The following is a 22,307-nucleotide window of genomic DNA, read 5'->3' as shown; positions in this document are numbered from 1 at the left end:
AAGGTCAGTCCGCCAACTCGGGCGGCCAGACGATCCGGAAGCGCTCGAACACGACTTCGTTGTCTCCGCGCCACTCGATCCCCTGCGCGGCACAGACCCGCTTCCAGTAGATCAAGTGCTGCTCCAGCCAGGTCGAGCGCTGCCGGTCGTCTTCGGCCTCATCCCAGGCGAACGCGTCGTCCACGCTGTCCGGCGGCCCCAGCCGAAGCTCGGTGGAGCGCAAAATGACCCGGGGCTTGCCCGAGCCGTCGCAGGCCACCCAGTGGTCCCCGATCCGCGGAAGCCGTTCCCCCTGCCGGTGGAATTCGGCCACCAGCGCGGCCGTGGCGCGCTTCGGGCCGGCGATGACCAGCCCCAGCAGCGCGTCCGCGAGCGCGGCACTGTCGCCGAAATGGTCGACGACGGCTTCCTCACCGGGGCTGATGGCTTCCGGCCGCGCGGCTGCGTACTCACTCCACATCTGCAGGGCGGCATCACGGTCGGGGCTGGCGCACGGTGTAGTCACCGTCGAATCCTAGCGGGATGGCCGCCCCCGAAGGATCCTGGGCGGGTGGTTGGCGCCGGAAATCCCTAGGCGGGGTGGCCGGCGTCGAGATCCTGGACGTCGCTGAACGACAAAAGGTCGGTGATGTCGCCGCCACGGGTCTCAAGCGGGGACAGCAGGAAACCGGTGTGGTCGCCGAGATCGACTTTCTTCACGACGCGCCCGACCATGACGCGGGCGGCGTCCGCCAGCAGCGGAACATCCTCCGGTCCGGGCAGCCAGTCACAATGCGCGAACTTGTCCACGTCGTCGCCCGTCGCGGTGCCGAACAGTTCTGCGAGCGCCCGCTGGCCGCGCCCGAGCACGTGGACCGCAAGCACGCCTGCCTCCAGCGCCACGGGATGGGTGCGGTTCTGCTGCGAGATGCACACCAGGAACAGGGCCGGCTTCAGGCTGCATTGCGTGGCGAAACCGACCAGGCAGCCGGACCGCTCGCCTCCGGCCCCCGCTGCCGTGACGATGTACATCGGATAGTCGAAGCCCCGCACGAAGTCGTCCATCAGCTGCCCGGTTGTTGCCTGTTTCTGCGCCATGCCCACATCATGCCGTACTGGACGCCGATGCCGCCGCCGGACGCCCTGGGGGGGACGGATGCCGCCTTGACGGCCTATCCGGTGCATGGTTGTGTCGAAGTTGTCCCCCCAACCAATCAACCAGCGCGTCCCCATGACCTTTCGCCCCTCGCACCGGCCGATGAGGTTCATCACCAAGAACGGGAGGCACTAATTTGAAGAACGTATTTATCCTCGGACTGACCGATTTCCAAGCCGGCGAATTGCAGACCGTCCGCGGCGCCGAGAACTACACCTTCCACAGCCTGCTCGACTACGACCGGCTGGTCCGCGAGAAGGACATCGACTTCACCGCCTTGCTGGACGCGGCGCGGCAGCAACTGCGCGAGTTTGACGGCAGTGTGGACGCCATCGTCTCCCACTGGGACTTCCCCACCAGCGTGATCGGGCCGATCCTGGCCAAGGAATACGGGATCGCTGCTCCCTCCCTGGAGAGCGTGCTCAAGTGCGAGCACAAGTACTGGAGCCGGCTGCAACAGCGGGAATCCATCCCCGAGTGTGTCCCGGAGTTCGCTTCCTTCAACCCGTTCAACGACGATGCGCTGCAGCAGATCGACATCCCGTTCCCCTTCTGGGTCAAGCCGGTGAAGGCGCACTCGTCCAACCTCGGGTTCCAGATCCGCAACGAGGAGGACTTCGACGAGGCCATCCGGGCGATCCGCGCGGAAATTGCGCAGGTCGGCGACGCCTTCAACGAGGTCCTGCAGATGGTGGACCTGCCGCCCGAACTGCAGGACGCCGGCGGCAACACCTGCCTGGCCGAACAGTTCGTCACCGGCACCCAGGCCGCCCCCGAGGGAACCATGTTCCGCGGAAAATACAACGCCCACGGCGTGTTCGACATGCACAAGGACGCCGCCGGCACCAGCTTCGAGCGGCTGGACTACCCCGCCAACAGCGTCCCGGAGTCCGTCCAGCAGCGCATGATCGACCTGTCCGAGCGGTACCTGCGCCATGTGGGCTTCGACAATGGCTGCTTCAATGCCGAGTTCATGTGGGACGAGGCGGAGGACCAGCTCTGGCTGATCGAGGTCAACACCCGCATCTCCCAGTCCCACAGCGACTTGTTTGCGAAGGTGGACGGCGTCTCCAACCACGAGGTCGCCATCGATATCGCGTTGGGCGTCGAGCCGTCCATGCCGCACCGCAAGGGCGAATTTGCCGTCGCTTCCCAGTGCATGGTCTTCCACGACGAGGACGCCATCGTGACACGCGTGCCGGACGAGCAGGACACGGCGCGGCTGGCAAAGCAGATCCCGCACGCCAACTTCACGCCGCAGGTGAATGTGGGCGACCGGCTCTCCGAACTGCCCAACCAGGACAGCTACCGCTACGTCATCGGCATCCTGTATCTCGGCGCCGACGACCGGGAGCAGCTGGTGCAGCGCTACGACGCCGCCTTGGAAGCGCTGCCCTTCGAGTTCGAACCCGTCGCCGCCGCCTCCCGATAAGCCTGTGCCGACCCGGGCAGACTCCCGTCATCCCGCCCGCCTCCGGCCGCCGTCACGCCGCCTGGAGCCGCCGCGGTCTGCGAGTCTCCCCGGGTCCCCGGGTCGTGGGAGCCCGTGCGGCTTGCCCCCGCGGCCGCCCTGCAGGCGATCACCAACCGCCGCCGCGGCGGCGGCAGAAAGGAGCAATGAGCACTGCATGAACATTGTTGAAAGCTTTCCGCACGACGTCCGTTCGATCGAAAATGTCTTCATTCCCATGCGCGACGGCGCCCGGCTGGCCGCGCGGATCTGGATGCCGACCGATGCCGAGGATCGGCCGGTGCCGGCCATCCTTGAGTACATCCCCTACCGCAAGCGGGACAACTCGCGCGGCCGCGACCAGCTGAACCACCCCTACATGGCCGGCCACGGCTACGTCAGCGTCCGGGTGGACATGCGGGGCAGCGGCGACTCCGACGGCGTGCTGGTGGACGAATACCGGCCGCAGGAACACGAAGACGCCGAAGACGTCATCGCCTGGCTGGCGGACCAGCCCTGGTGCGACGGCAACGTGGGCATGATGGGCATCTCCTGGGGCGGATTCAACAGCCTGCAGATGGCCGCCCGGCAGCCGCCGGCGCTGAAGGCGATCATCAGCGCCTCGGCCACCGACGACCTGTACGTGGACAACATGCACTACATGGGCGGCTGCCTGCTGGCGGACAACCTCTCCGAGGCCACCGTCATGTTCGCGTTTAACAGCCTGCCGCCGGACCCGGAAATCGTCGGCGAGAAGTGGCGCGAGATGTGGCACGAGCGGCTCTCCGGCAGCGGACTCTGGCTGGAGACCTGGCTGGAGCACCAGACCCGCGGCGACTATTGGAAGCCGGCGTCGGTCTGCGAAGACTATTCGCAGATCAAGATCCCGGTCATGGCGGTCGGCGGCTGGGCCGACGGCTACACCAACGCCATCTTCCGGCTGATGGAGAACCTGGAGGTACCGCGCAAGGGACTGATCGGACCGTGGGGGCACAAGTACCCGCATCTGGGCGTGCCCGGCCCGGCCATCGGGTTCCTGCAGGAAACGGTGCGCTGGTGGGACCACTGGCTGAAGGGCAAGGACACCGGCCTGATGGAGGAACCGATGGTCCGGGCCTGGATGCAGGACGCGGTCTCCCCCGAACCGTCCTATGAGGACAGGCCCGGCCACTGGGTCGCCGAACCGTCCTGGCCGTCGCCGAACATCGAGAACCAGCGGTGGCAGCTGGGCCGCTACGGGCTGTTCCCGGAGGGCTCGCCGGTGGAGCCCGGCGGCAGCGTCGACCTGCTTTCGCCGCTGAGCGTCGGCATGTTCGCCGGCAAGTGGGCGTCCTACGCGGCGCTGCCGGACCTGCCGTCCGACCAGCGCGAGGAGGACGGCGGCGCGCTCGTCTACGAGACCGACCCGCTGGAGGGCGACGTGGAGGTCTTCGGCCGCCCCGTCGCCGCCTTCGAGGTTGCCACGGACAAGCCGGTCGCCCAGCTGGTGGTCCGGCTCTCCGACGTCGCACCGAACGGCGAGGCAACGCGGGTCACCTACGGCCTGCTCAACCTGACGCACCGCGACGGCAGCGAGCATCCGGAGCCGCTGGAACCCGGCGAGCGCTACCGGGTCGAGATACCGCTCAACGGCCTGGCCCAGTCGTTCCCGGCCGGGCACCGTCTGCGGCTCTCGGTGTCGACGTCGTACTGGCCGCTGGTCTGGCCGTCGCCGGAACCGGCGACGGTCACCGTCTTCGCCGGCGGCACCCTCGACCTTCCGGTGCGCAAGCCGCGGGCGGACGACGGCGAACTGCGTCCCTTCGCGGAGCCGGAGACCGCCCCGGAGCTGGAGACCACGCTGCTGAACCCCGGCAACCACCACTGGCGCACGATCCGCGACCTGGAGGCCGGCACATCAACGGTGGAGATCATCAACGACCAGGGCCGGTTCCGGATCGACGAAACGGGCACCGACATCCGGCGCGTCACCAATGAGTGGTACACCTCCCGCGGGAACGACGTGAACTCCGTCCGCGGCGAAACCCAGACGGTGCGCCGCTACGAACGCGGCGATTGGCGGGTCGAGGTGCAGACCAGGACGGTGCTGACGTCGACGCCGACCGACTTCGTGGTGAACGCGCAGCTGGATGCGTACGAGCTGGACGAGGTAAGCGGCAACCCCCGCGTTTACTCGCAGAACTGGCAGCGCAGCATCCCCCGGCAGCTCGTCTGACCAGGGGGCCGGACATGCAGCCGGCGGCGCACTAAGAAAAGGGAGGCCAGGATCCATCCGGACCCTGGCCTCCCTCATGGGGTTTTCGCGATTACCACTGAACCCTGGCCATGGTGGCCGACAGCTCCGGGATCTTGCTCTCGGTGACCGGCTGGATTCCGGTGACCGTGGCGAAGCCGGCGGCCAGCAGCGCGAAATCGCTCTCCGGCGGGGCTTCCTCCTGGCTGTCCGCGATGGCCAGGCGCAGGTCCTCGTCGCCGCGTTCGGCCAGCGTGGTCTGCACGATGCCGAATTCGGCCAGCGTCGCGGACCGGTATTCGGGCAGCCGGGTGCCGTCCACGTTGGGCACGTTGAGGTTCAGCACGGTTCCGGTCTGCTGGTCCATCAGGTACGGCAGCAGCCCGGTCGCCAGCCGCGCCGCGGTGTCCCAGTTCAGCTGTTCCGGCTCCAGCCCGGTGTCCAGCGACACGGCCATCCCGCGGCCGCCGTTCACGCCCGCGGTCAGCGCGGCGCCGACCGTGCCGGAGTGCAGGATCACCCGGCCCACGTTCGCGCCGCGGTTCACGCCGGAGAGCACCACGTCCGGGCCGTCCCCGAAGGCACCGTGCGGCGCGATCATGGCAATGAAGCCCGGCGTGCCGTGCACGGCAAACGCCGGCACGGACTCCAGGCCCTTCAACGTGCGCCGCTCGATCCGGATGCGGCCCTCGTCCTCCCGGGCCGTAATGGACGCGCTGCTGCCGCTGGCTTCCGCAACCGGCGCCGCGATCGTCACGTTCAGGCCGGCCTCCAGGACTCCCGCTGCCAGGGCGTGCAGGCCCGGGGAGTCGATGCCGTCGTCGTTGGTGATCAGGACCATCTTCGGCTTGCTCATTGTTCTTGAACCTTCCGCGCCAACTCGTCGGGGCTGATTTGCCGTCCTGCTGCCTTCCCGCCGCCGTCGTAGGGCGAGACCGTCACCAGCTTGGTCAGGTTCCGAATGGCGCCCTCTTCGCCGGTGCCCAGGCCGTGGCGGGTCACGTTCAGCGCGCCGGCGGCCGTGCCCAGCACCACCGCCTCGTGGATGGTGCCGCCGTCGGCCAGGGTCGCGGCGACCCCGGCGGTCAGCGAGTCTCCCGCCCCGTGGGTGTCCACGCTCTGCATCTCGGGGACCCGGATCTCGCTCAGAGCGCCGTCATGCAGCATCAGGGACGGCAGGTGGGCGCGGGTGACAATCACCGTGCCGGCCCCCTCGTCGTGCATGCCGCGCATCGCCTCAATGATCGCCTCGGGTTCGTCCGAGGCGGCCCGCCCGCTCTCGGTCAGTTCGTCGTCGGCGATTTTAGCCACGCTTACGCCTCCGGCGAGCGCGGCGGTGAGCCGGTCGCCGGTGAGGTCGGTGATCACCCGGCAGCCGGCGGTGCTCAGGTCGGCGGCAAGCCTCCGGTAGACGTCGTGCGGTACGGCGTCTTCGCGGACCGCGCCGCTGAGGATCGCCGTGCCCGCCTCGATCCCGGCCTGCAGGGTCAGGCCGTAAAGTTCGTCGAGCTCATGCCGCGTCAGTTTTTCCCCGGGGCTCTCGGCGATGACCTCCCGGTCGCCGCCGCGCCGGTCATGGACGTACGCCGCGCTGCTGCCCTCGCCCTTTACCGGGAGGACCTTGACCCCCTCGTCGGCGATCAGATGCCGGATCACGCCGCCGGCTTCGCCAGAGAACGCCGCGCACATCGTGACGGACGCGCCGAGTGCGGTCAGCATCCGCGCCTGCCAGACGCCCTGGCCACCGGCGTGCAGGTGGATATCGGCGGTGCCCTCGACGTCCTCCACCGTCACGGTGAGCACGGGCGAGGGAGCGAAAATAACTACGGAGCCCATCGCGAACCTCCATCGAACCGGTGTCCGGTCATGACTGCCCTCCTTGTGTTGCCCCGGACCGCCGTCACGGCTGCGCGGCTGCCCGGTTTCCTTCTGAAGTGGTCCTTGGTTTCGACACTAACGGCCCGTCGCTGGCCGGACAATGGCCGCCTCCGGCGCGAAAGTCCTCCCGGGCCCGCGGTCACGCGGATCGGATCGGTTATGACCGGGCCGGTTATTCCGGCGTCGCGCCGTCCAACACCCGGTCGATGATGTCCCGGACGCGGTCCTCGGCAATGATCGTGAAGTGCCCGCTGGTCTCGAGCCGGATGTTGGTTGCGCCCTCGAGCCGGCAGCCGCCGGGAATGTGCGGGTCGAAGGCGCTGTAGACGGACACGATCCGGTGGTTGACAGCCAGGTTGGCCAGCAGCCGCCGCAGGACGCGGTTGTTCGGCGCGAACGCCCGGAGCATCGGCGTCACCGCGAAGGACGCGTAGCGGGAGCCGGAAAACGGCGTTCCGATCGCCACCATGCGCTTCACCCGCGCCCCGGACTCCGCGCCCGTCATCACGTATTTGCCGATCAGTCCGCCCTTGCTGTGCGCGATGATGGTCACGTTGTCCAGGTCCTGGCCGCGCAGGTAGTCGGCGACCAGCCCGGCCATCCGCTCGATGCTGCCTACGTTGAAGCCCAGCGGCTCGATCACGTGCACCGGATGCCCGCGCCCGTGGACGTGCTCGATCAGCGGGCGCATGAACTTCCAGGACTCGTAGATGCCCGGAAGTACGACGACGGGGTCCGCCGCGCGGGTTCCGGCCTCCCGGTACCGCGCCGGGCCGGTCCGGTCGAAGAGTCCGCGGACCTGCCGGCGGCCGATGTAGGCGTAGTCCAGCAGCCAGGCCCGGCCCAGCCGCAGTCGAGGGAGCAGACGGTTCATTGCCGGTCTATGACGGCAGCATCGTCGAAGCCGGCCGTGGCCAGGCACAGGCGGGCCACCGGACCGGGCGAACGGAACATCATCACGTGCGCCTCGCCGGGGATGCTGTCCACCGTGGCGCCCGGGCAGGCATCGGCCAGTTCGCGGCACCAGTCCAGCGGCACGATCGGGTCCCGGTCGCCGCGGACGATGCGCACCGGCACCTGCACCCCGGCGATCCGCTGCTCCAGCTTTTGGTCGAGCATGGCCGGCAGTGTCTTCAGGAACCAGCGCGGCCCGCAGCGCAGGTAGTCGGTGGCCTCGATCATGTCCACGGTCAGCGGTTCCCGGAACCCGTCCTGGAGCAGCCGGAGGCCGTGCTGCCAGGCCGTGCGCTCGCGGCGGTTCGCCGTCGGCGCCAGCAGCACCAGCGCGGCGGCGGTGTGCGGGTGGTGCAGCGCCATCTCGACGACGATCTGGCAGCCCATCGAGTGGCCCACCAGCACGGCGGGGCCGATGTCCAGCCGGCCCATGGCCGCGTCGACCAGCCCGGCGAAGTCCACCAGCGAAAGTGCCCGGTCGGGTTTGGCGGTTCCGCCGTGTCCGGGCAGATCGACCAGGTGTACCGTTCCGTGCCGTGCCAGTTCGGCCGCGAGGGGTTCGAAGTAGCGTCCGGAGACGCCGATGCCGTGTACCAGCACGAAGACCGTGGGCCCGGAGCCGACGGTCCGGATGCGGACCTCGCATCCGTCGATGGTCAGCATCTGGGCTGTCTCGCCCGGTATTCCCGCCAATTCGCCTGCCTTTCTGCTCAGTCGACCAGAGCCTTTGCGTGTTCCAGCCGCTGCGAGATGACGGTGGTGACGCCGTCGCCGCGCATCGTTACACCGTACAGCGCGTCGGCCACTTCCATGGTGCGCTTCTGGTGGGTGATGACGATCAGCTGGCTGGATTCGCGCAGCTCCTCGAAAATGGTGATCAGCCGGCCCAGGTTGGTGTCGTCCAGCGCCGCTTCCACCTCGTCCATCACATAGAACGGGGACGGCCGGGCCTTGAAGATCGCCACCAACAGGGCCACCGCGGTTAGCGAGCGCTCGCCGCCGGAGAGCAGGGACAGGCGCTTGATTTTCTTGCCGGCGGGCCGGGCTTCCACGTCGATGCCCGTGGTGAGCATGTCCTCCGGGTCGGTCAGCACCAGCCGGCCCTCGCCGCCCGGGAAAAGCCGGCCGAACACGCGCTCGAACTGCACGGCGGTGTCGCGGTAGGCCTCGGTGAAGACCTGTTCCACCCGCTCGTCGACTTCCTTGATGATCTCCAGCAGGTCCTTGCGCGTGGCCTTGAGGTCCTCCAGCTGGGTGCTCAGGAACTGGTGGCGTTCCTCCAGCGCCGCGAACTCCTCGAGCGCCAGCGGGTTGACCTTGCCCAACGCGGCCAGGTCGCGCTCCGCTTTCTTGAGCCGCTTCTGCTGCTCCTCGCGCACGAACGGGACACCCTCGGCGACGGCGTTGCCGTCCTCGTCCACCGGCGCCCGCAGGGCGGCCCACTTGTCGTTCGACGCCGCGGTGGCGACCGGCACCGGCTGGTCCGGCCCGTATTCGGCGATCAGGTGGTCGGGGGTCAGGCCCAGCTCCTCGATGGACCGGGTCTGCAGGGCCTCGATCTTCAGCCGCTGCTGGGCCCGTGCCAGCTCGTCGCGGTGCACCGTGTCCGTCAGTTCGCGCAGTTCGGCGGCGAGCGCGTCGGTCGACGAGCGGACCGTGGACAGCTCCGCCTCCCACGCCGCGCGCACCTCTTCGGCCTCGTCCCGTTCCCGCTCGGCGAGGTCCACCGAGACGTCCAGCCAGGCCAGTGCCTCCCGGGCGCCCTGTGCGACGGCGGCGGCCTTGGCGGCCTGGAGCCGGCGCTTGCGGGCGCGCTCGGCGGCCTGCGCCCGGGCGTGCCGTTCGGTGGCGGCGGCCCGTTCCAGCGAGGCCGCCCGGTTGCCGATGGCCGTCAGCTGTTCCTCGCCCGAGCGCAGCGCCAGCCGCGCCTCCATTTCGACCTGGCGTGCCCGGGCGGCCGCCGCGGCGAGCGCGTCCCGCTGTTCGGTGGACGGTTCGGCGTCGGCCGGGGCATCCTCGGCGGCCTGTGCCGCGGCCAGCCGCGCGGTGATGTCGGCCAGCTTCTGCTGTTCGGTGACGATGTTGGCCTCGGCGGCCTGCACCAGTTTGGCCAGCCGTTCGCTCTCCCCGGTGGCGGAGCGCAGCGCCGAGCCCAGCTGCCCCAGGCGTTCGGCGACCGCGGCCAGCCGGGCGTCGGACTCGTGCAGCTGCTCAAGGGCGGCCTCTGCCCGCAGCCTGGCCTCGTCGCGGCGCGAGGTGGCGCCGGCGATCGCGAACTTGGCCCGCTCGGCCCGGGCCGTGGCGGCTTCGAGCTTGTGCATGGTCTCGTCCACCGCTGCCTGGACCTCCAGCAGGCTGGGGCCGCCGGCGGACCCGCCGCGCGCCGAGCAGGCGGTAAAAATATCCCCGTCCCGGGTGACGGCGGTCAGCGCCGGGTCGGCCGCGATGACCCCTGCCGCCATCGGGAGGTCCGCCACGACGACGGCGGAGCCCAGCAGCGTGCGGACCGTTCCTTCGACGCCCCGCTTGGCCTGGACCAGGCCGGCCGCGGGGATCGCCCCGTCCGGGAGTTCCGCCCTGCCGTCGGCGCTTCCGCCCGCCGGCACCGGGGCGCCGGCGATGAGGAGGTCCACCTGGCCGGCGTCGTCGGCCTTCATCAGTTCCAGCGCCCGGACGGCGGCGTCGGGGTCCGCGACGGCGACGGCTTCGGCCAGCGGCCCCAAGGCTGCCGCAATCGCCGCCTCATAGCCGGGCTCCACCGTGACCAGGTCCGCCAGCGGGGCCAGCACGCCCTCGGTTCCGGAGGCCAGCAGCAGCTCGCTGCCGTCCCGCCGGTTCAGCCCGACTTCCAGCGCCTCCTTGCGCGCGGCGAGGGCGTCGCGTTCGCGTTCGGCCTCGCGTTCGTCGGCCCGCAGCTGCTCCAGCTCCGCCTCAATGACGGCGAGCTCGTCGCTGGCGTCCTCGTACGCGGCGTCCAGGCCCTCTTCGCCCTGTTCCACCCCGGCCACCTGCGACTCCAGCGCGGCGAATTCGGCCTGCGCCTGGCGCCGGCGTTCCTCGCCCTCGCCGATCGAGGCGCGGAGCCGGCCCAGCTCGGCCTCGGCGGACTCCACCCGGGACCTGGCTGCCCCCACCTGGCCGGCCAGCCTGGCCAGTCCCTCGCGCCGGTCCGCGGCGGCGCGCAGGATGCCGGTCAGCCGCTTTTCCTCGTCCTCGGCAGCCCGTTCGGCGGCGGCGCGGCCTTCGATCGCGTCGTCGAGGGCGGCCCGGCGGTCCTCGAGCTCGAACTCCAGCTCGGCCTGCTCCTCGCGGACCTCGGCCGCCTGCTGTTCCAGGACCTCCGGGTCCCGCCCGCCCTCCGGTTCCCGGTCCGCGGAGCCGAGCAGCCGCCGTCGTTCATTGGCCAGGCCGGCGAGGGCGCGGAAGCGTTCGCGGGTGGACGAGAGCTGGTACCAGCGCTCGCGCGCGGCATTGAGCTCCGGGGTGGCTTCGGCCGCCAGCCGCTCCAGCTCGGCCAGGCGCCGGCGCCCGGACTCCAGGGTCTTCTCCACCTCGGCCTGCCGGGTCTTCAGCGCGGCCTCGTCCGCCACTTCCTGGGCCAGTGAGGTGCTCAGCTCCACCAGCTCGTCGGCGAGCAGCCGGGCCCGGGCATCGCGGACCTCGAACTGGACCTGCTGGGCCCGGCGGGCCACCTCGGCCTGCTTGCCCAGCGGCGTCAGCTGCCGGCGGATCTCGCCGGTGAGGTCGGTCAGCCGCTGCAGGTTGGCCTGCATGGACTCCAGCTTCCGCACCGTTTTTTCCTTGCGGCGCCGGTGCTTGAGAATGCCGGCGGCTTCCTCCACGAAGCCCCGGCGGTCCTCCGGCGTCGCGTGCAGCACCTTGTCCAGCTGGCCCTGGCCGACGATCACGTGCATCTCCCGGCCCAGCCCGGAGTCCGAGAGCAGTTCCTGGATGTCCAGCAGCCGGCAGCTGCTGCCGTTAATGGCGTATTCGGAGCCGCCCGTGCGGAACAGGGTGCGGGAGATGGTGACTTCGGAGTATTCGATCGGCAGGGCGCCGTCGGCATTGTCGATGGTCAGCGACACGTGCGCCCGGCCCAGCGGCGGGCGGCCCGCCGTGCCGGCGAAGATGACGTCCTCCATCTTGCCGCCGCGCAGCGTCTTGGCGCCCTGCTCCCCCATCACCCAGGCGAGGGCGTCCACCACGTTGGACTTTCCCGACCCGTTCGGACCGACCACGGCGGTGACGCCGGGCTCGAAGTCGAAGGTCGTCGCCGACGCAAAAGACTTAAAGCCCCGCACAGTCAGAGATTTAAGATGCACGTTGTGTCTCCCGCGGCGGACGTTTTCCTTGCCTCAATCTACCGTGTCCGCCGCGGATACACGGGCACGACGGGCTTGTCGCGGTGGACAAACGTGTGGAGCGGCCGGCGTGTGCAGGTGCGCGCATCCCGGCGGGCGGGGTGGCAACCTTGTGTAAGGGCCACGGAGAACTACCCTGAAGGCCAGTCCACGTCCGGTGAGGAGTGCTTTCGCCAGTGTCAGATCCAGCCCGTCATCCAGGGCAGCGCATTGCCGCCATTGTCCCCTGCCACAACGAAGAACAGACAGTCGCCACCGTCATCCGGGATCTGGAGCTCGCCGTCCCGGGGATAACGGTCTATGTCTACGACAACAACAGTTCCGACCGGACCGCCGAGCTGGCGCGGGCCGCCGGCGCCATCGTCCGGGCGGAAACGCGCAAGGGCAAGGGCAACGTCATCCGGCGGGCGTTTGCCGATATTGACGCCGATATCTACGTCACGATCGACGGCGACGACACGTACGAGGCAGCGGACCTGCCACGCCTGATCGACGCCCTGTTGGACGGACCCTACGATCATGTGCTCGGCGTTCGTGCCGACACGTCGGAAACCGGGTCGTACCGCCCGGGGCACGCCATGGGGAACCGGATGTTCAACCGGGTCGTCAGCGTCCTCTTCCGATCCCAGGTTTCGGACATGTTGTCGGGATATCGCGTCTTTTCGCGCCGCTTCGTTAAGTCATTCCCCGCCGTGTCCAAGGAATTCGAAATCGAGACCGAATTCACGGTGCACGTCACGTCACTGCGGCTGCCGCAGGCCGAGGTCGAGGTCGGATTCCGCCAACGGCCCGAGGGGAGCGAAAGCAAGCTCAATACCTATTCGGACGGCTTCAAAATCCTGTCCCTCATCTTCGAGCTCGTCCGCCATGAACGGCCGGCCCTCTTCCACGGCATCATCGCCGCGGTGCTGGCACTGGCTTCGCTGGGGTTGGGGGTGCCCGTGGTCGTCGAGTTCTTCCAGACCGGCCTGGTGCCCCGCTTCCCGACGGCGATCCTGGCTGCTGCCGTGATGGGCCTGGCGGTACTGGTGGGTTGTATCGGCATCATCCTCGACGGCCTTAAGCGGGGACGGCATGAAGCAGCGCGCCTGGCATACCTGCGCCTGGAGCCGCCGCAGCACCGGCAGGATGCAGGCGGGGCGTGGGCGGACCCGGCCCACGCGCGTCTGGACGGGACGAACACGTGAGCGATGCATCGGCACGTTCCCCCCGTGCCCGGGCCGGCGGCCCGAGGGGTGTGCGCACCGCTTGGACTGCGGCGGACTACGGGTGGCTTACAGTCTTGGGCGCCTCCGCTTTCCTGGCCACGGCTTTTCTGTGGGTGGCGAACCACCCCGGGCGGATGACGAATGATTCCGCCCATCAGCTCAAGCAGGTTCTCGGCCTGATTCCGCTGGACGACTGGCACCCCGCCGTCATGACCGTCGGCTGGACAGGTTTGTACAGGCTGACCGGCGACGTCGGCTCGCTGGTGCTGGTGCAGGTCGCGGTGACGTTCAGTGCCGCGCTGCTCTTGGCCATCTATCTTCACGATCTCACCCGCAGCCGGCTCATGTCCTCGCTCGCCCTCGCGATTCCGTTGCTGCCGTTCACCATCACGTTCCTGGGCGTGTTGTGGAAGGACGTGCACATGATGATCGCGTTCTTCAGCGGCACCGTCCTCATCCTGCTCGCCGAGCGCTTCCCGAGGCTCCGGTATCCGTTGCTCGCCCTGTCGCTGTTGTTCCTGCTGTACGGAGGGATGGTCCGGAAAAACGCGTTCTTTGCGATCCTTCCCCTCGTCTTCCTCCTCTACCGGGCCTGGCGGAACGCATCCCCCAAGCGGCGCAGGCGGCTGACAGCCAACCGGCGACGCGTGCGGGGCGGATATGTCGTGGCCGCCGCGACGTTCCTGGTGTTGATACTGGGCACGGGCGCGGCGTTCAACGCCGCATTCCAGCCCAAACCCACCGGCCAGCTATCCCAAGTCTTCCTCGACGACATCATCTTCACCGTGCCCGCCGAAGAGATAAGGGACGCGGATATCCCCCAGGAACTGGAAGACAAACTGCTTGCCGCGGGCGAAAAATGCCGGGCCGAAGAAGCTATTTGGGATGCCTATTGGAAGTGCTACGGCCGTGGGGCAACCGGCAAATCCTTTGAACCGATCGCTTATCAGTCGGAGGTCCGGGACCTGTGGATTGATGAAGTGGTGACGCATCCGGCCCGCTACCTGTACTACCGCGCCGAGACGTACGCCCGGTTCCTCTTCACCAGCAAGCTGGAATTCGTCGGTACCGGCGCAGAGGTTGTCCCCGCTGAGTACCGCGTGGAGCCGTCGAAGGCGGACAACATCCTCTACGACTACGTGGTTGAGTTCGGCCTGAAGACTTTTCCCTGGTTTTTTAAAGCCTGGTTTTGGCTCGCCGCCTCGATAGCGCTGATCGTGGCCCTCCCCAAGACACGGCACCTGCGGCCGCAGGTCGCGGCCCTGGGCTGGTCGGCGCTCCTCTACCTGGTGGGGTACTTCCCCATTGTGCCGGCAGCCGACTACCGCTACAGCTATTGGCCCGCCGTCGCCTGCACACTTGCAGGGGTGCTCTTTCTGGCGGACCGCCGCTTAAACAACAAGGGAATTCCAAAAGATTCCAGCCCGCATCCAGGTGGATCCGAACGCCCCCTCGAATCACGCTCCGGGGCCCCCGAGTAACGTCTGCAAGGCGATCCGAGGCACGGGCAAAGGCAGCCGGAGAGACAATGACCACACACGCATGCCATTCTCTGCATGTGCGGAACGCTGGTTCGGGGTGCATAGTTAAGAGTTCGGGTACCAATGGGGGATTTTCCGTGTACAGGTGAACGTCCCCGAAGACGAATAAAGGCTGGATATTGATCGGTAACGCGACGTTTCGACATGACAACACGGCGCTGCTGGCCGTCTCGAGCGTGGAGGCCCCGGTAGCCGTCACTTCCGCCGACTTCGACGACCGGCTGGCACCCAGCCTGAAGCGCCTGAAGCTCTCCCGGAAGCTGCTGGAACGTGTTGCCGGCGTGACCGAACGCCGCTGGTGGTCGCCCGGTTCATCATTCGACGACGCCGCCATCGAAGCCGGCGCCAAGGCCCTCGCCGAGGCCGGCGTGGAGCCGGGCCAGATCGGCCTGCTGATCAACACCTCCGTCACCCGCAAGAACCTTGAGCCGTCCGTCGCGGTGAAGATCCACCACGGGCTGGGGCTGCCGTCGTCGGCCATGAACTTCGACCTGGCCAACGCCTGCCTGGGCTTCGTCAACGGAATAACGCTGGCCGCCAACATGATCGATGCCGGGCAGATCAAGTACGCGCTGATCGTCGCCGGCGAGGACGCGCAGCCGACCCAGGAAACCACCTTCGAGCGGCTGAACCACCCGGATTCCACCCGCGCCGACTACCTGCGCGAATTCGCCACGCTGACCCTGGGGTCCGGGGCCGCCGCGGCCGTGATCGGCCCCGCCGACGCCCACCCCGGCTCGCACCGGATCCTCGGCGGCGTCTCCCGCGCGGGCACCGAACACCACGAGCTGTGCGTCGGCGGGCCGGCCGGCATGTTCACGGACACCAAGGGCCTGCTGGAGAACGGGCTGGAACTGGTGGTCAACGCCTGGCACGAGGCCCACCGCGACGGCTGGAACTGGACCGCCATGGACCGGTACGTCACGCACCAGGTCTCCACCTCGTATACCAACGCGATCATCAAGGCCGTCAACCTGGTCCGCGAGCGTGTGCCGATCACCTTCCCGAAGTGGGGCAACGTGGGGCCGGCCTCGCTGCCGATGACCCTCGCCCAGGAGGCCCAGACCCTGGGCACCGGCGACCGCGTGCTCTGCATGGGCGTGGGCTCCGGCCTGAACACCACCATGATGGAGATTGCGTGGTAGACACCCCCCTCTGGCCCGGCGTCGACCCGGCCTGGTCCCGCCGCGTCCGCGTTCGCTCCACCGCCGCTGTAGACCAGGCCGGCAGCGCCCACACCTGGCACCTCCTGGACAACGGCCCGCAGTTGGCCGAACGCGGCATCGAACCAGCCGGCACCCTGCTGTGCGTGCACGGCAACCCCACCTGGTCCTACCTGTGGCGCAGCCTGCTGGCCGCCGCCGGTGACGCCGCGGCCCCGTGGCGCGTGGTCGCCGTCGACCAGCTGGACATGGGCTTCTCCGAACGCACCGGAAGCTTCCGCAGGCTCGAGGACCGGATCACCGACCTGGGCGACCTGACCGCAGAACTGGGCATCACCGGCCCCGTCGTCACCGTCGGACACGACTGGGGCGGCGTGATCTCGCTGGGCTGGGCCACCCGGCACCGCGACCAGCTCGCCGGCGTCGTCCTGACCAACACCGCCGTCCACCCCGCCGGGTTCGGGCTGCCCGCCCCGCTCAAACTGGCGCTGCACCCCGCCGTGCATCGCTGGGGAACGACGACGTCGGCCGCCTTCCTGCGCGTCACGCACGCCTTGGCGCATCCTCCGTTGGCGAAGGACGTCAGGGCCGCGTTCATGGCCCCGTACCGGCACGCGGCCCGCCGCACCGGGGTGGGCAACTTCGTGGCCGACATCCCGGCCGACGAGGCCGCGCCCAGCTGGGACGCGCTGAACGGGGTGGCCGAGGGCATCCGCAGCCTGGACGTTCCGGCGCTGATCCTGTGGGGCCCCAGGGATCCGGTGTTCTCCGACCGCTACCTGCGCGACCTGCTGGACCGGCTGCCGCAGGCCGATGTGCACCGCTTCGAAGGCGCCGGACACCTGCTCCCCGAAGACCGCGACATCGCCGGCCCCGTGTTCACCTGGCTCGACGCCGCCGTGTCCGGCTGCGGGCACGCGGCCGCCGCCCAAGGGCCGCGGGTTGCGGCCCCCTTCCGCTCCATGCTCGCCGAACTGGACGAACGCCGGACCGACGACTCCCCCGCCGTCGTCGACATGGCCCCGCTGGGCGCCGCGGCGGCAGGAAAGCGGACGCTGTCCTGGGCCGAGCTCGCCGGCCAGGTGGACCTGCTCGCCGACGGCCTGGCCGGGATCGGCGTGAAAGCAGGCGACCGCGTCAACCTGCTGGTGCCGCCCGGCATCGAACTGACCAGCCTGATCTACGCCTGCCTGAAGCTCGGCGCCGTTATCGTGGTGGCGGACGCCGGGCTGGGGCCCGCCGGCCTGAGCCGGGCCATCAAGGGGGCCGGCCCCCGGTTCATCATCGGCATCGAACGTGCCTTCGCGGCCGCGCGGCTGTTCGACTGGCCGGGCGAGCGGATCAGCGTGACCGAAATGGGCGGGGCCAAGCGCCGGCTCTTCGGGGTCGCCCACACCGTGCCCGAACTGCTCGAATCCGCCGCCGCCGCCGCCGCGGCTGGCCCGGCCGGCGGCCGCGCCGGGCGCACCGCCCCCGAGCCCGACGACGACGCCGCCATCCTCTTCACCTCCGGCTCCACCGGGCCGGCCAAGGGCGTCGTCTATACGCACCGCCGGCTGGCCGCCATGCGGGACACCCTCAAGGAGACCTACGGGCTGGAAGCCGGCACCTCGCTGGTGGCCGGCTTCGCGCCGTTCGCCCTGCTGGGCCCGGCGCTGGGGGCCACCTCGGTGACCCCGGACATGGACGTCACCGCGCCCAAGACGCTCACCGCCGCGGCCCTGGCCGATGCTGCCGCGGCGGTCAGCGCCACCGCCGTCTTCGCCTCGCCGGCCGCCCTCGCGAACGTGCTCGCCACCGCCGACGGCCTCACGGACGAACACCGGGTGGCCCTGGCCGACGTGAAGCTGCTGCTCTCGGCCGGCGCGCCGATCCCCGAGCCGCTGCTGGCCAAGGTGCAGTCGCTGATGCCGTCCGCCCAGCTGCACACCCCCTACGGCATGACCGAAGCGCTGCCGGTGACGGACATCAGCCTGGCGGAAATCCGCGCGGCCGGTTTCGGGAACGGCGTCTGCGTCGGCACCCCCGTGGCGGGGGCCACGGTGGCCATCGCTGCGGTGGCCCCGGACGGCAGCGTGGCGGAACTGCCGACGACCGACCCCAACGTCACCGGGGAGATCCTCGTGAGCGCCCCACACGTCAAGGACCGGTACGACCGGCTCTGGATCACGCAACGGCACAGCGCGTCCGTGCCCGGCTGGCACCGCACCGGCGATGTGGGCCATCTCGACGCCCACGGGCGCCTGTGGGTCGAGGGCCGGCTGGCGCACATCATCACGACGGCGAACGGCGTCGCCACCCCGGTGGCCGCCGAGCAGGCCGCGGAAACGCACGACGGCGTCCGGCTTGCCGCCGTCGTCGGCGTCGGTCCCGCGGGCGCCCAGGTCCCGGTCGCGGTGCTGGAGACCGCGCCGCCGTCCTCGAAGCCGGACACCGCGCCGTACGCCCTCGGCGCCGAGGTGCGCACCGCCGTCGCCCGCGCCACGGGTCTGGAGCTGGCCGCCGTCCTGGTGCTGCCCGAGCTGCCCACCGACATCCGGCACAACTCCAAGATCGACCGCGCCGGGCTGGCCGTGTGGGCCGGCAAGGCGCTGGCCGGCGGACGGATCACCGCACCGTGAGCGCCGCCGAAACCCGGACCGTCCTCGTCACGGGTGCCAGCGGGATGCTCGGCGCCGCCGTGGCCCGGCTGCTGCTGGCGGAGGGCCACGGCGTCCGCACCTTCCAGCGCCGCCCCGCCGCCGGCGTGGGCTCCGCCGTCGGGACCGTCCTCGGTTCGCTGACGGACGCCGGCGCCGTCGCCCGGGCCGTCGAGGGAGTCGACGCCGTGATCCACCTGGCGGCGAAAGTTTCGTTCACCGGCCAGTGGAGCGAGTTCGTGGCCACCAACATCGACGGCACGCGCACGCTGCTGGACGCGGCGAGGTCGGCGGGCGTGCGCGACGTGGTGTTCGTGTCCTCCCCCTCGGTCGCCCATGTCGGCGAGGCCATCGCCGGCGCCGGCGCGGGGACGGCGGACCCGGACCGTGCCCGCGGCAACTACGCCCGGTCCAAGGCCGCCGCCGAGCTGCTCGCGCTGGCCGCGGACTCCCCCGGCTTCCGGGTCGCGGCCGTGCGCCCCCACATCGTCTGGGGCCCCGGCGACACCCAGCTGGTGGTACGCGTCATTGCGCGGGCCAGGGCCGGCCGGCTGCCGCTGCTGGACAACGGCGCCGCGCTGATCGACACCACCTATATCGACAACGCCGCGGCAGCCATTGTCCGTGCGCTCGAACGGATGGACCAGGCGCACGGCCAAGCCCTGGTGGTCACCAACGGCCAGCCCCGGCCGGTAGGCGAACTGATCGCCGGCATCTGCCGGGCCGCCGGCGTGATGGCGCCCGTTTGGTCGGTTCCCGGCTGGCTGGCCCGCGGCGCCGGTTCGGTTATCGAACGGGCCTGGACGGCCGCCGGAGCGCGCGGGCTGGTCCGCGACGAACCGCCCATGACGCGCTTCCTCGCCGAGCAGCTGTCGACCGCGCACTGGTTCGACCAGCGCCGCACCCGCGAGGTGCTGGACTGGGTGCCCGAGGTCAGCATCGAAGAAGGGCTGCGACGGTTGGCAGCCCACTACGGCGGAACGACGAGGTAGGAGCAAGCATTGGAAAGCGTGAAGCTGATCGATTCCTGGCCGGTGGACAACGCGGCCACCGCCGTCGTCGCGGCCGACGGCGCCGTCGTTGCCTCCCATGGCGACCAGCAGCGGCGCTTCCCGCTGGCGTCCGTGACCAAGCTGCTCAGCGCCTATGCGGTGCTGCTGGCCGTCGAGGAAGGCGCGCTGGAACTGGACCAGGCGGCGGGCGCCGACGGCGCCACCGTCCGCCACCTGCTGGCGCACAGCGCCGGCTACGACTTCGGCGACCGCACCGTGCGGTTCTCCCCCGGCGACCGGCGGCTCTACTCCAACGCCGGCTTCGAGGTGCTCGGCGAGACGCTTGAGGCCGCGGCGGGCATGGCGTTCGCGGACTACCTGCGCGAGGGCGTGCTCGTTCCCCTCGGCATGAAGGACACCAGCCTGGACGGCTCCCCCGCGGCCGGGGCGACCTCCACGTCCGCCGACCTGTCCCGTTTCGCAGCGGAACTGCAGCGGCCGTCGCTGCTGGCCGCCGCCACGGTGCAGGAGGCGACGCAGGTGGCCTACCCGGGGCTGGCGGGTGTGCTGCCGGGGTTCGGCCGCCAGCAGAACAACGACTGGGGCCTGGGTTTCGAGATCCGCGGCCACAAGGAGCCGCACTGGACCGGCAGCAAGAGCTCGCCGAAAACGTTCGGCCACTTCGGCCAGTCCGGCACCTTCCTCTGGGTGGATCCGGAGGCCGGCGCCGCCTGCATCGCGCTCACCGACCGCGACTTCGGGCCCTGGGCCGCAGACGCGTGGCCCGATTACACGGACGCGGTGCTGGCGGAGCTGGGAAGGTAGCCCGTTACCAGCGGCCGTTCCGGGGCCTCGGCTGGCAGGCCGGGCAGGTGTAGGACGACCGGTTCATGAAGGTGTCCCGGCGGATCTTCGTGGACAGGCCCAGGGCGCTGCAGCGGTGGCAGGGCCCGCCCTCCCGGCCGTAGGCGTTCAGTGACCGTTCGAAGTATCCGGAGGCGCCGTTGACGTTCACGTAGAGGGAATCGAAGCTGGTGCCCCCGGCCTCGAGCGCCCTGCTCATGACGTCCCGGCACGCGCTGAGCAGCCGCTCCGCTTCCTTGCGGCGCAGGGTGTCGGTCGGGCGGGCGTAGTGCAACTGCGCGGCCCAGAGGGCTTCGTCGGCGTAGATGTTGCCGATGCCGGAGACCAGTGCCTGGTCCAGGATGGCGCGCTTGATGCCGGTCTTGCGGGCACGCAGGCGCTGGTAGAACGCCTCGAAGGAGAAGGCGGGGTCGAGCGGGTCGCGGGCGATGTGGGCGGCCTCGACCGGGATCAGCGGCAGGCCGGTCTCGGACATCCCGCCGGCATGGCCGTCGGGAGTGGGCATCAGGTCGGCCAGGAACATGCCGCCGAATATCCGCTGGTCCACGAACCGCAGCTCGGCCGGCATCGGCGGGCCGTCGGGTTCGCCGGCCGGACTGAGCGTCAACCGGACCTTCAGGTGCTTCTCGTCGGGCTGCCCGCTGTCTTCGACCAGCAGTTGGCCGCTCATGCCGAGGTGCGCCATCAGGGCGAGTTTGGGCTCGTCGGGCACGGCGTTAACGGCGCCGGGGTGCGGCGAAGGGTCCGGCGTGGTCTCCAGCAGCGGCATCCAGAGGAATTTCCCGCGCCGGGCGACGTCGGCCACGTGGGCGCCGATGAGGTTGCCGCGCAGGTCGTCGGCTCCGAGGGCGTGGCGCCGGATGGAACGCTCGTCCAGGACGTCCACTCCGGTGATCGTCCGCCCGCGGACCCACTGGGCGAGCCCGCGGCGGACAACCTCCACCTCAGGCAGTTCAGGCATCGGAGTCGGCGGTCTCCGTCACCGATACGGGCAGCGAGGCACGCAGCGCCCGCCACGTGGTGGCGGCCGCTTCCTGCTCGGCTTCCTTCTTGGAATGTCCGGTGCCGCGGCCGTATTCGGTGGTGCCGATCAGCAGCGTGGCCACGAAGGTCCGGGCGTGGTCCGGGCCCGATCCGTCCACCCGGTAGGTCACGGTGCCCATCTTCCGGGCGGCGGCCAGCTCCTGGATGCTGGTCTTCCAGTCTGTGCCCGCGCCCAGGGCGTCGGCGTCCGCCAGGAGCGGCCCGACGAGGCGCATCACCAGCTGGCGCGCCGTTTCGATGCCCTGGCACAGGTAGGCGGCGCCGAAGAGGGCCTCCATCGTGTCGGCCAGGATGGAGGACTTGTCGGCCCCGTTGGTGAGCTTTTCGCCCTGCCCGAGCAGCACATGCCGGCCGACGTCCAGGCTGCGCGCGATGCCGGCCAGCGCCCGGGTGGAGACGACGGCGGAGCGCCGCTTGGCCAGTTCGCCCTCGGGCAGGTCCGGGTTGTCCCGGTACAGCGCGTCGGTCACGGAAAAGCCCAGGATCGAGTCGCCGAGGAATTCCAGGCGCTCGTTGGTCGGCAGTCCGCCGTGCTCGTAGGCGTAGGAACGGTGGGTTAAAGCAAGACGGAGCGTCTCGGCGTCGATATCAACGCCGAGACGCTCCAAAAGCTCTTCAGTTGAAGGCATGCCGGACGTTGTTACGCGTCGGCTACCTTGCGGCCCTTGTACTCAAGGAACAGCGCGGTGCCTGCCGAGTCGGTGACAACCTTGGCCTGGTGCGGCAGGCTGTAGGTGACACGGCCGTTCTCAACGGTCTTGACCAGGTTGGGCGCAGTGGCCTTCCACTGGGACCGGCGTGCGCGCGTATTCGAGCGGGACATCTTCCGCTTGGGAACAGCCACG

Annotated in this window: 18 protein-coding genes; 8 read left to right on the top strand and 10 right to left on the bottom strand. The window is 69.8% G+C overall.

The features are described from left to right. Window positions 1-4 precede the first annotated feature (4 nt). Together AC5RTY_RS10130 and AC5RTY_RS10125 are read right to left on the bottom strand one after the other, a co-directional pair. Window positions 5-505 carry an ASCH domain-containing protein gene (locus AC5RTY_RS10130; RefSeq protein WP_494012317.1) on the bottom strand — a complete coding sequence of 167 codons (501 nt, stop codon included), beginning with the start codon at window positions 503-505 and terminating at the stop codon, window positions 5-7. 65 nt (window positions 506-570) lie between these two features. Next, window positions 571-1,077 (bottom strand): flavin reductase family protein, encoded by a 507-nt coding sequence (locus tag AC5RTY_RS10125; protein WP_494012318.1) that lies wholly within the window; start codon window positions 1,075-1,077, stop codon window positions 571-573. 194 nt (window positions 1,078-1,271) lie between these two features. Between AC5RTY_RS10125 and AC5RTY_RS10120 the strand changes: the two genes are divergently transcribed. Then, window positions 1,272-2,567, top strand: a complete 1,296-nt coding sequence (locus AC5RTY_RS10120) for an ATP-grasp domain-containing protein (RefSeq protein ID WP_494012319.1) — start codon at window positions 1,272-1,274, stop codon at window positions 2,565-2,567. Between the two features lie 196 nt (window positions 2,568-2,763). Further along, the gene (locus AC5RTY_RS10115; protein WP_494012320.1) at window positions 2,764-4,800 is read left to right on the top strand and encodes a CocE/NonD family hydrolase; all 2,037 of its coding nucleotides are present in this window, start codon (window positions 2,764-2,766) and stop codon (window positions 4,798-4,800) included. A gap of 91 nt (window positions 4,801-4,891) precedes the next feature. Here AC5RTY_RS10115 and surE read toward each other — a convergent pair whose 3' ends face one another. The 5 genes from surE to smc all read right to left on the bottom strand — a co-directional run bounded on the left by surE (window position 4,892) and on the right by smc (window position 11,972). Continuing rightward, complete coding sequence (gene surE / locus AC5RTY_RS10110; RefSeq protein WP_493999983.1) at window positions 4,892-5,674, bottom strand: 5'/3'-nucleotidase SurE; 783 nt, start codon at window positions 5,672-5,674, stop codon at window positions 4,892-4,894. Beyond that, window positions 5,671-6,654, bottom strand: coding sequence for a PfkB family carbohydrate kinase (locus AC5RTY_RS10105; protein WP_494075372.1), 984 nt, complete (start codon window positions 6,652-6,654; stop codon window positions 5,671-5,673). Before AC5RTY_RS10105 ends, surE begins: the two co-directional genes overlap by 4 nt. 214 nt (window positions 6,655-6,868) lie before the next feature. After that, complete coding sequence (locus AC5RTY_RS10100) at window positions 6,869-7,570, bottom strand: esterase/lipase family protein (RefSeq protein WP_494075373.1); 702 nt, start codon at window positions 7,568-7,570, stop codon at window positions 6,869-6,871. Then, the gene (locus tag AC5RTY_RS10095; protein ID WP_494012324.1) at window positions 7,567-8,343 is read right to left on the bottom strand and encodes an alpha/beta fold hydrolase; all 777 of its coding nucleotides are present in this window, start codon (window positions 8,341-8,343) and stop codon (window positions 7,567-7,569) included. Before AC5RTY_RS10095 ends, AC5RTY_RS10100 begins: the two co-directional genes overlap by 4 nt. A gap of 17 nt (window positions 8,344-8,360) precedes the next feature. Further along, complete coding sequence (gene smc / locus AC5RTY_RS10090) at window positions 8,361-11,972, bottom strand: chromosome segregation protein SMC (RefSeq protein WP_494012325.1); 3,612 nt, start codon at window positions 11,970-11,972, stop codon at window positions 8,361-8,363. 215 nt (window positions 11,973-12,187) lie between these two features. On the opposite strand from smc, the gene AC5RTY_RS10085 reads away from it, so the two are divergent. The 6 genes from AC5RTY_RS10085 to AC5RTY_RS10060 all read left to right on the top strand — a co-directional run bounded on the left by AC5RTY_RS10085 (window position 12,188) and on the right by AC5RTY_RS10060 (window position 20,379). Next, complete coding sequence (locus tag AC5RTY_RS10085; RefSeq protein WP_494139473.1) at window positions 12,188-13,198, top strand: glycosyltransferase; 1,011 nt, start codon at window positions 12,188-12,190, stop codon at window positions 13,196-13,198. Between the two features lie 155 nt (window positions 13,199-13,353). Beyond that, window positions 13,354-14,700, top strand: coding sequence for a hypothetical protein (locus AC5RTY_RS10080; protein ID WP_494012327.1), 1,347 nt, complete (start codon window positions 13,354-13,356; stop codon window positions 14,698-14,700). Between the two features lie 179 nt (window positions 14,701-14,879). After that, window positions 14,880-15,905: a 3-oxoacyl-ACP synthase III gene (locus tag AC5RTY_RS10075; protein WP_493999991.1), complete on the top strand. Its 1,026-nt coding sequence runs from the start codon at window positions 14,880-14,882 to the stop codon at window positions 15,903-15,905. Next, window positions 15,899-18,544: an alpha/beta fold hydrolase gene (locus AC5RTY_RS10070; RefSeq protein WP_494139472.1), complete on the top strand. Its 2,646-nt coding sequence runs from the start codon at window positions 15,899-15,901 to the stop codon at window positions 18,542-18,544. The genes AC5RTY_RS10075 and AC5RTY_RS10070 overlap by 7 nt, the downstream gene beginning before the upstream one ends. Window positions 18,545-18,588: 44 nt before the next feature. After that, window positions 18,589-19,554, top strand: coding sequence for an NAD-dependent epimerase/dehydratase family protein (locus AC5RTY_RS10065; RefSeq protein WP_494012983.1), 966 nt, complete (start codon window positions 18,589-18,591; stop codon window positions 19,552-19,554). A gap of 9 nt (window positions 19,555-19,563) precedes the next feature. Next, the gene (locus AC5RTY_RS10060; protein WP_494012329.1) at window positions 19,564-20,379 is read left to right on the top strand and encodes a serine hydrolase domain-containing protein; all 816 of its coding nucleotides are present in this window, start codon (window positions 19,564-19,566) and stop codon (window positions 20,377-20,379) included. Between the two features lie 4 nt (window positions 20,380-20,383). Here AC5RTY_RS10060 and mutM read toward each other — a convergent pair whose 3' ends face one another. From mutM to rpmF, 3 genes are read right to left on the bottom strand one after another with little or no spacing between them, the layout of a single operon-like run. Beyond that, complete coding sequence (gene mutM / locus AC5RTY_RS10055; RefSeq protein ID WP_494012330.1) at window positions 20,384-21,379, bottom strand: bifunctional DNA-formamidopyrimidine glycosylase/DNA-(apurinic or apyrimidinic site) lyase; 996 nt, start codon at window positions 21,377-21,379, stop codon at window positions 20,384-20,386. Continuing rightward, the gene (gene rnc, locus AC5RTY_RS10050) at window positions 21,372-22,091 is read right to left on the bottom strand and encodes a ribonuclease III (RefSeq protein ID WP_493999996.1); all 720 of its coding nucleotides are present in this window, start codon (window positions 22,089-22,091) and stop codon (window positions 21,372-21,374) included. Before rnc ends, mutM begins: the two co-directional genes overlap by 8 nt. Before the next feature lie 11 nt (window positions 22,092-22,102). Further along, the gene (rpmF, locus tag AC5RTY_RS10045) at window positions 22,103-22,306 is read right to left on the bottom strand and encodes a 50S ribosomal protein L32 (protein ID WP_127511582.1); all 204 of its coding nucleotides are present in this window, start codon (window positions 22,304-22,306) and stop codon (window positions 22,103-22,105) included. Window position 22,307: the final 1 nt, after the last annotated feature.

This window comes from Arthrobacter sp. Y3224055, from assembly GCF_059090825.1.
The sequence above is the reverse complement of the archived record's forward strand: the minus strand, read 5'-3'. Positions and strand labels throughout refer to the sequence as shown.